This is a genomic window from Psychroserpens damuponensis, assembly GCF_000826655.1.
Lineage (GTDB): Bacteria > Bacteroidota > Bacteroidia > Flavobacteriales > Flavobacteriaceae > Psychroserpens > Psychroserpens damuponensis.
This window is the reverse complement of the sequence record NZ_JXJO01000034.1, coordinates 129,288-137,764: the sequence shown is the minus strand read 5'-3', so window position 1 is coordinate 137,764 and position 8,477 is coordinate 129,288. Positions and strand designations below refer to the sequence as shown.

General features: G+C 32.8%; 8 protein-coding genes and 1 tRNA gene. 6 read left to right on the top strand and 3 right to left on the bottom strand.

The features are described from left to right. The coding region (locus TD29_RS16985) for a T9SS type B sorting domain-containing protein (RefSeq protein ID WP_152611522.1) at positions 1-281 on the top strand (281 nt) is incomplete at its 5' end. Between the two features lie 510 nt (positions 282-791). On the opposite strand, the gene TD29_RS16980 is transcribed toward TD29_RS16985, so the two are convergent. Continuing rightward, positions 792-2,309, bottom strand: a complete 1,518-nt coding sequence (locus tag TD29_RS16980; RefSeq protein WP_040282549.1) for an OmpP1/FadL family transporter — start codon at positions 2,307-2,309, stop codon at positions 792-794. A 33-nt stretch (positions 2,310-2,342) separates the two neighbouring features. Continuing rightward, positions 2,343-3,374: a hypothetical protein gene (locus TD29_RS16975; protein ID WP_040282547.1), complete on the bottom strand. Its 1,032-nt coding sequence runs from the start codon at positions 3,372-3,374 to the stop codon at positions 2,343-2,345. A 100-nt stretch (positions 3,375-3,474) separates the two neighbouring features. On the opposite strand from TD29_RS16975, the gene proS reads away from it, so the two are divergent. The 4 genes from proS to TD29_RS16955 all read left to right on the top strand — a co-directional run bounded on the left by proS (position 3,475) and on the right by TD29_RS16955 (position 5,963). Beyond that, entirely contained in the window at positions 3,475-4,953 is a 1,479-nt protein-coding gene (gene proS / locus TD29_RS16970; protein WP_040282545.1) for a proline--tRNA ligase, read from the top strand. A 132-nt stretch (positions 4,954-5,085) separates the two neighbouring features. Then, a tRNA-Glu gene (locus TD29_RS16965) sits at positions 5,086-5,157 on the top strand. A gap of 27 nt (positions 5,158-5,184) precedes the next feature. Then, positions 5,185-5,439, top strand: coding sequence for a 30S ribosomal protein S20 (gene rpsT, locus TD29_RS16960; RefSeq protein ID WP_040282580.1), 255 nt, complete (start codon positions 5,185-5,187; stop codon positions 5,437-5,439). A gap of 158 nt (positions 5,440-5,597) precedes the next feature. Further along, a complete protein-coding gene (locus TD29_RS16955) occupies positions 5,598-5,963 on the top strand; it encodes a hypothetical protein (protein WP_040282543.1) in 366 nt (121 codons plus the stop codon). 118 nt (positions 5,964-6,081) lie between these two features. On the opposite strand, the gene rho is transcribed toward TD29_RS16955, so the two are convergent. After that, a complete protein-coding gene (rho, locus tag TD29_RS16950) occupies positions 6,082-7,812 on the bottom strand; it encodes a transcription termination factor Rho (RefSeq protein WP_040282541.1) in 1,731 nt (576 codons plus the stop codon). Positions 7,813-8,044: 232 nt separating this feature from the next. Here rho and TD29_RS16945 point away from each other — a divergent pair, with 232 nt between their 5' ends. Beyond that, on the top strand, positions 8,045-8,455 hold the full coding sequence (locus TD29_RS16945; RefSeq protein ID WP_040282539.1) for a DUF4293 domain-containing protein: 411 nt from the start codon (positions 8,045-8,047) through the stop codon (positions 8,453-8,455). Positions 8,456-8,477: the final 22 nt, after the last annotated feature.

Below are 8,477 nucleotides of genomic sequence, written 5' to 3'. Positions count from 1 at the left end.
TAACCGTTATGGATTATCCGAAATTCTTCACACCAAATGGAGATGGATATAATGATACATGGAACATTAGTGCAATAAATGGACAACCAAACGCAAAAATTTATATATTTGACAGATACGGAAAGTTACTCAAACAACTTAGTCCAACAGGAGCAGGTTGGAATGGTACCTACAATGGTAACCAATTGCCATCAAGCGACTACTGGTTTGTAGTTGAGTACAATGAACCTAATACAGGTGAACGTAAAGAATTTAAAGCCCATTTTACCCTGAAAAGATAAAAGGGGGAATTAAAAGTATATTACAAAGGCTACGTTAAATCGTAGCCTTTTTTTTATTCTAAAACGTCGTATAATAAGCATGGTAAATTGTGCTTTCATTATGCTTAAAATAATGCTATTGAAGATAGCCTAATTATGATCTTAATACTATTGTAGGGGTTTCTATTAATTAGATATGTTATTTCATAGCAAGTCAAAACTTGTTAAGGGCTAATCTGATGTATATTGAATATAAGTATTTCGGTTTAGTTGCTGTAGTATAACATGTAAGTATTGAGGGCTTATGATTGGGAAGTGTATATTTAATGTTATAATTTAAATTCAAATGATAGGGAACGAATGGTGTTCACTTCTGAAGAATTTGAACAAAACATGATTCTAGTTTACTTTTTTAAAAGCAGCATTAGGTATAGAAGTTCATCGCTCAATTGGATGGTAGTTACGGATAGATAAAAAAAAGTGCTAAACTTTGAGTCTAGCACTTTTCCAAAGAAAACTAAGTTTTTTTTCTTATAAATTAAAACCTAATGTTAATGTAATATTAGAGTTGTTAGTGTCTAATGTTGCAGCATCTGTTAAACCTACAGAATACAATTCATTATTTACAGTTCTTTGTGCATGATCATATGTTAAGTCTAATTTGGTATTTCCAAAATTATAACCTAAACCAAGAGAAAACCCTGTTAAATCACCATAAAAAGAGTCGTCTTTGTATGGGCTTTCTTCAAATCTATATCCGCCTCTAAGGCTAACTTGTTTAATTTTATATTCTCCACCAACTCTATATGTATTTGCAACTTTGAGTATTGAATTCATAATATTGTTTTGAGAAGCGAAATAGGCATCTGAAGTTGGTTTGAATTTAGTGTTAGAGTGATCTCTTCTGGAGTAATCAAAACTAATAAGGCCTTGTTCTCCAAAAACATAAGCTAAGCTTCCTGTAATTTTACCTGGAGATTGGAGGTTGTAGTCCGGAAAAATATTAACTATATTAGGTGAAATTAGAGTGTTGAATGGACCTTCGCTATCTGAAGCTAATGTTGAAATACTTTGATTAGTTTCTTCTGTAATTGAATACCAAGTAGGAGAATTATAAGTAAAACCTGCTCTTAGTTCATTGGTTAATTTCAAAATAGCTCCTAGTTGAAATGAAAATCCATTTCCAGTGGTTAAGAGGTTATTTTCAAAACCTACATTTGTAACTAATGAACCATCATTAGAATTAGATTCGTTTAAAAAGGTCGATCTCTCGTAATTAATAAAATGTGTATTTAAGTTTACACCTAAATATAATTTGTCTTTATATTGAGTGGCTGCGTTAAAACTAAATTTGCCGTTATAACCTGTAGCTATATAGTCATAATTTTGATTAAAAGTACCAGAAGCTATATTTGATGTGTAAAGCACATTGTCATCGGTATTATTTACGGGTTCTAGAATATAAGATTCATAACCTAGAAAAGCTTGTTGATTTCCGAAGCCATAAATTGAGCCAATTTCAGAGTAGGCTTGTGTGTAAGATTCTCCGTTAAATGCAGATATTTGATCCAATCTAAGGCCTTGAGCATAAGCTAAGAAATAATTATCAATAGAATTCGTATTTGTTCCAGATGCGCGCCATTGGTCATCATAATTTGCTGTTTTGTCATATGCCACACTTAATACGAATTTTTTCCAAGGGGACGAATTATCTGTGCTTTCAAATACAAATGCAGCACCTGCTTGGTTTAAATCTATTTTAGATTCTGAAGACGAGTTTCTTCCATTAAAGAATGAAATATCGTTATTGATATTTAATCTCGAAAGTGATAATGACGCATGACTTCTTGTGAAAACGGCTGAACCTGCTGGATTTATACTAACAGCAGACATATCTCCACCTAATGCTCCAAAAGCACCACTTAATGCTCTAAATCGAGCCGTACCTTGAATTTCATCTTGGGAATATCTAAGGGCATCTGATATATCTTGAGCCATGATATTAGACATAGATAGTACTCCTATAACTAGGATAGTTAATTTTTTCATATTGCAATGTTGTAAATTATTATATTAAAAACGTTAGTTTCCTCTACGGCCAGAGCTTCCTCTGGAAGAGCCAGAAGATCTTGAACTACTTCTTGAGCTTCTAACTGAAGATGAGGAACTTCTACTGTTACTTCTAGAAGATGATGCTCTTGGTGCAGATGACCTTGTGTTATTATTAGATCTAACAGATGAATTATTTGATCTACTACGAGTCGTTGTTCTTGGTCTTGTAGTAGTAGAATTTGTTCGTCTAGTTGTAGTCGCTCTTCTTGGTGATACTGAAGAGTTACTTGCTCTGTTTCTTGCTGTAGCTCTATTTCTTGTTGTAGCTCTATTTCTAATAGTTGATGAAGATCTTCTTGATAAGCTAGTAGAAGAACTGCGTCTAGAATAATTACTATTTCTATTTAGAGATGATGCATTTGCACCTCTTCTTCCGGTGTTGTATGCATAACTGTTACCTCTATGGTAGTTGTTTCTGTAATAAGGAGGGTACCAAAAGTTGTTATTCCATCCGTAGCCATATCCATATCCGTAACCTGCATTCCATCCGAAAGCAAATCCTGAATTCCAACCCCAATTATTCCAACCATAGTTGTATCCATATGGATTGCTCCACGCCCAATTATTATATCTCCAAGGTCTGTACCATCCGTAGCCATATCCGTTGCCCCAATATTGTGAATTCCATCCAGAATTATAAACATTAATAGTTACATCTGAGCTTTCTTGTCCCCAACCTGCATAACCGGTTTGCACTTCGTCCTCTAGAGGCTCGTTATTATAATTCCCCTCATATGCGTCTATATCTGTAAAAATAGCGCTACCATCATCAGGAATATCACTATATTGTAGAGATTTTTCGGTAAAATAATCTTTATAAACACTTTGATCTTCTATAGGAACTGTTCTAGCTTCTTCGTATACAATTTCTTCATTATTGCTGTAAATACCATCATTATCATAACCAACATATTGGTATGAACCACAAGAAGCTAACAAAATAGTTAGGCTTAGTGCAACAAAAAATGGAAATTTGGCCTGTATGTAATTGTTTAATTGCATATCTATTGATTTTTATTGTTGAACATTACAAAAATAGTTAGTTTTGCTGAACTATTTCTTTTTTTAACATAGTCACAAATTTTGTGCCAAAACACTAATAATGAGTAAAAATCTTACAAGTAGAACTGAAGACTATTCAAAATGGTATAATGAATTGGTTGTTAAGGCTGATTTAGCAGAGAATTCTGCTGTTAGAGGCTGTATGGTTATAAAGCCTTACGGTTATGCAATTTGGGAGAAAATGCAAGCGGAATTAGATAGAATGTTTAAAGAAACAGGTCATGAAAACGCTTATTTTCCGCTCTTTGTTCCAAAAAGTTTATTTGAAGCCGAAGAGAAAAACGCAGAAGGTTTTGCTAAAGAATGTGCTGTTGTTACTCATTATCGATTACAAAATGATCCTGATAACCCAGGGAAGCTTAGAGTTGATCCTGAAGCTAAATTAGAGGAGGAGCTAGTAGTTAGACCAACAAGTGAAGCTATTATTTGGAATACATATAAAGGTTGGATACAAAGTTATAGAGATCTACCAATATTAATTAATCAATGGGCAAATGTAGTGCGTTGGGAAATGAGAACACGCTTGTTTTTGCGTACTGCAGAGTTTTTATGGCAAGAAGGTCATACGGCACATGCAACAAAAGCAGAAGCTGTAGCAGAAGCAGAACAAATGAATGACGTTTATGCTGAGTTTGCAGAAAACTTTATGGCTATACCTGTTATAAAAGGTGTGAAGACAGAAAGTGAACGTTTTGCAGGCGCAATTGACACCTACTGTATTGAAGCATTAATGCAAGACGGTAAAGCTTTACAGGCAGGAACCTCACATTTTTTAGGTCAAAATTTTGCTAAAGCTTTTGATGTAAAATTTACTAATAATGAAGGTAAACTTGATCATGTATGGGCTACGTCTTGGGGTGTTTCTACAAGGTTAATGGGTGCGTTGATTATGACCCATAGTGATGATAAAGGTTTAGTGTTACCGCCAAATTTAGCACCATTTCAAGTTGTTATTGTTCCTATATATAAAACTGATGAACAATTAGAAATTATAAAAGAGAAAGCTAATAGCATTATAAAAGATTTAAAGGTTCTAGGTGTTTCTTGTAAATTAGATGCGCGAACAACGCATAGACCTGGAGCAAAGTTTGCTCAACATGAACTACAAGGCGTGCCATTAAGAATAGCTATCGGACAAAGAGATATAGATAATCAAACAGTGGAGTTGGCAAGACGTGATACTTTGACTAAAGAAGTGGTTGAAATGTCTAGTTTAGTTCAAACTGTAGATTCTTTGTTAAAAACAATTCAAGAGGAACTATTTAACAAAGCACTTAAGTATAGAGATACTCATATCACAGAGGTTGATGATTTTGAATCATTTAAAACAGTGTTAGAAACAAAAACAGGATTTATATCGGCACATTGGGATGGTACAGCTGAAACTGAACAAAAAATAAAAGAGCTTACAAAAGCTACAATTAGATGTATTCCTATGGATGTTAAAAAGGAAGCTGGACAGTGCGTATATACAGGGAATCCTTCAACAAATAGAGTGCTATTTGCTAAGGCATATTAAATTTTTTTAAAAAAAGTTTGATAAAGTGTTGCAACATTCAAAAATAGTTGTATTTTTGCATCCGCAATGAGTAATTGCTTGTTCATTAAAAAGTAGTTTATTTTGTAAATTACAACTGAAATAACAAATAATGGCCCGTTCGTCTATCGGCTAGGACGCATGGTTTTCATCCATGTAAGAGGGGTTCGATTCCCCTACGGGCTACAATTTTTTAACAAGAAAGAAAAAACAATGGCAAATCATAAGTCAGCATTAAAAAGAATAAGAAGTAACGATACTAAGCGTTTACGTAACAGGTACCAGCACAAAACAACTCGTGGTGCTATCAAGAGATTACGTGATATGGAAAGTGCAAAAGAAGCAAGTGAATATTTACCTGCTGTTATTTCTATGGTTGATAAATTAGCTAAGAACAATGTTATTCATGATAACAAAGCAGCTAACATAAAATCTAACTTGACTAAATTTGTAGCTACTTTAAGCTAGTTATATTTGTTTTCAAATAAAAAAAAAGCTTCTCTCATGAGAAGCTTTTTTTTTTTATCAATTTTTAATAAAATTAAGTTTTAAATTGAATTGTACTTGATTTAAAAAAATATAAATTTGTAACGATAAAAAATTAACCATTTACTTAATCTTCACTTTTGGAAAATATAAAAGCAATAGAATTAATTGATAAGATTTTTAAAAATCTTGATGAAACGGGAATTAACACTGATACTTTAATTGAAGATATCAAAGAATTAAGAGGCTACGCCATTGAGCAAAAAGTACCGTTGTTAGTAAAAGTACTTAGACTTACTTATGAGCATATTGAAAAATATGATTCATTTGTAATACCTATACTTGATGATGAACCATTAGAAGAAGCAGATGACCTTGACGTAACAAATGAAGAGTCGTCTCCTGTTGAAAATTTAAAGTATGTATTGGCTTTAGCAAAAAATTTAAATAACAAAGGTAATATAGCCGATTTAAAGGAGTATAAAGCTCTATTAATGGATTATTAATTGTAATGTATAGTTGGTAAGCAGAATAAGCTGATTTTGATTTTGTCAAAATCAATCCTATAAAAAAATAGCCTTGATTTTAATCAAGGCTATTTTAGTTTTATAAAGAAATTATAAATTATCCATTCATAGATACTAAAAACTCTTCATTGTTTCTTGTTTGTTTAAACCTATCATTTATAAACTCCATAGCTTCAACAGGATTCATATCAGCAAGATATTTACGCATTACCCACATTCGTTGTATTGTGGTAGCGTCTAATAAAATATCATCGCGACGTGTACTAGAAGATGTAAGGTCAATAGCAGGGAAAATTCTACGATTAGAAATTTTACGATCCAATTGTAATTCCATGTTACCAGTACCTTTAAATTCTTCAAAGATGACTTCATCCATTTTAGAGCCTGTTTCAGTTAATGCTGTTGCAATAATAGTTAGTGATCCTCCATTTTCTATATTACGAGCAGCTCCAAAAAAACGTTTTGGTTTGTGTAATGCATTGGCATCAACACCACCTGAAAGAATTTTACCAGAGGCTGGTTGAACGGAGTTGTAAGCTCTTGCTAAACGCGTAATAGAATCTAATAAAATAACCACATCATGACCACATTCAACCAAACGTTTTGCTTTTTCTAAAACAATGTTTGCAATTTTTACATGCTCATGAGCTTCTTTGTCAAACGTAGAAGCAATAACTTCTCCACGCACATTACGTTGCATGTCTGTAACTTCTTCAGGACGTTCATCAATTAATAATATCATTTGATACACTTCAGGATGATTGGCAGCAATAGCATTAGCCACATCCTTTAATAGCATTGTTTTACCCGTTTTTGGTTGTGATACAATCATACCACGTTGTCCTTTACCAATAGGAGCAAATAAATCCATGATACGTGTTGAAATTGTTGCTTGCTTTTCAGCAATATTAAATTTCTCTTGTGGGAACAATGGTGTTAAATGCTCAAAAGCAACACGATCTCTAACCACGTTAGGGTTTTGACCGTTTATTTTATTCACTTTAATTAATGGGAAATATTTTTCACCTTCTTTTGGCGGACGAACATTTCCTAAAACAGTATCACCAACTTTTAATCCAAACAATCTAATTTGAGATTGCGATACATAAATATCATCTGGAGATGATAAGTAGTTATAATCAGATGAACGTAAAAAGCCATAACCATCTTGCATTACATCTAAAACACCTTCACTCTCTATAATAGCATCAAATTCAAAATCTGGTTCTCTGTAGCGATTGCGACTATCTTTGTTACCATTGTTTTTATGCGTATTACCATCCTTTTGACGAGGATTTGGTCTATTGTCCTTTTGACGAGAATTAGACTTCTTGTCGTCCTTTTGACGAGGATTAGGCTTGTTATTAGATTTGTTATCATCCTTTTGACGAGGATTAGCCTTATTGTCGTTAGAATTTTTAGAACGATTCTCTGTATTTTGAGTTTTGTTTCTAGTATCTTTTTTCTCGTTGTTCTGAGGTTTAGATGCTTTAGCAGCATTGTCATTAGAAGGCGGTACAGACGGCTTATTGTCTTTTTTCTCATCTAATTCCATCTTTTGTTGCGTAGGGCTTTCATCCTTCTTCTTCTCGATACGAGCTCTTGGTTTACGAGGTGTAGCGGGTTTTTTAGCTGCGGCTTTTGCAGGAGCAGCAGGAGCAGGAGATGCGTCTTTTTTTACAGCATCTGGGTTTGCTGCCTGTAGATCTAATATTTGGTAAACAAGATCTAATTTTTTTAACGAACGGTATTTAGGTACGTTTAATTTTTGAGCTAATTCCTGAAGTTCAGGAAGCTTCTTTGCTTTTAATTCGGAAATTTCGAACATCTATTATGATACTAATTAAGTTTATTCTTTGAAATGGATTTATTTCTTACTTTTCTTTTTTCTGAAAAAACTATAATAATGGGAAAAATTTGAAAAAAATCTGAAGATTTAAACAACTGCTACTCTGATTGTAGCGCATTGTTATTGCAATAATACAATTTTATTTTTAAAATAATACTACTACTTTTAAAAAGAAACTAGTAATTTTGTACTTCGTTATAGATAATTTTAAATGATACAACGCATACAAACGATATACCTTTTATTATCAGCTGCAGTTTCTGCAGGATTAATATTTATATTCCACTTATGGACAAGCAGTGAAGATATTCTTGTTTATGCAAAAGATGACTATTTATATTTAGGTTTATTTTTGGGATCTGCATTATTATCAGTAATTTCGATTTTTAGTTTTAAAAACAGGAAGCTCCAATTTGTATTGGGACGACTCAACATCATATTAAACTTTATTTTATTAGGATTTTTTGTGTATCAATTACTAATACCACCTGGAGAGAGTCACATTTCAGAGAAAGGTGTTGGGATATTCATACCTATTTTATCTATCGTATTATTGGTATTAGCCAATAAGGCCATAAAAAAGGATGAGGATCTCGTAAAATCTGTAGATCGATTACGATAAACCCTATAACTTAATTTTTTTA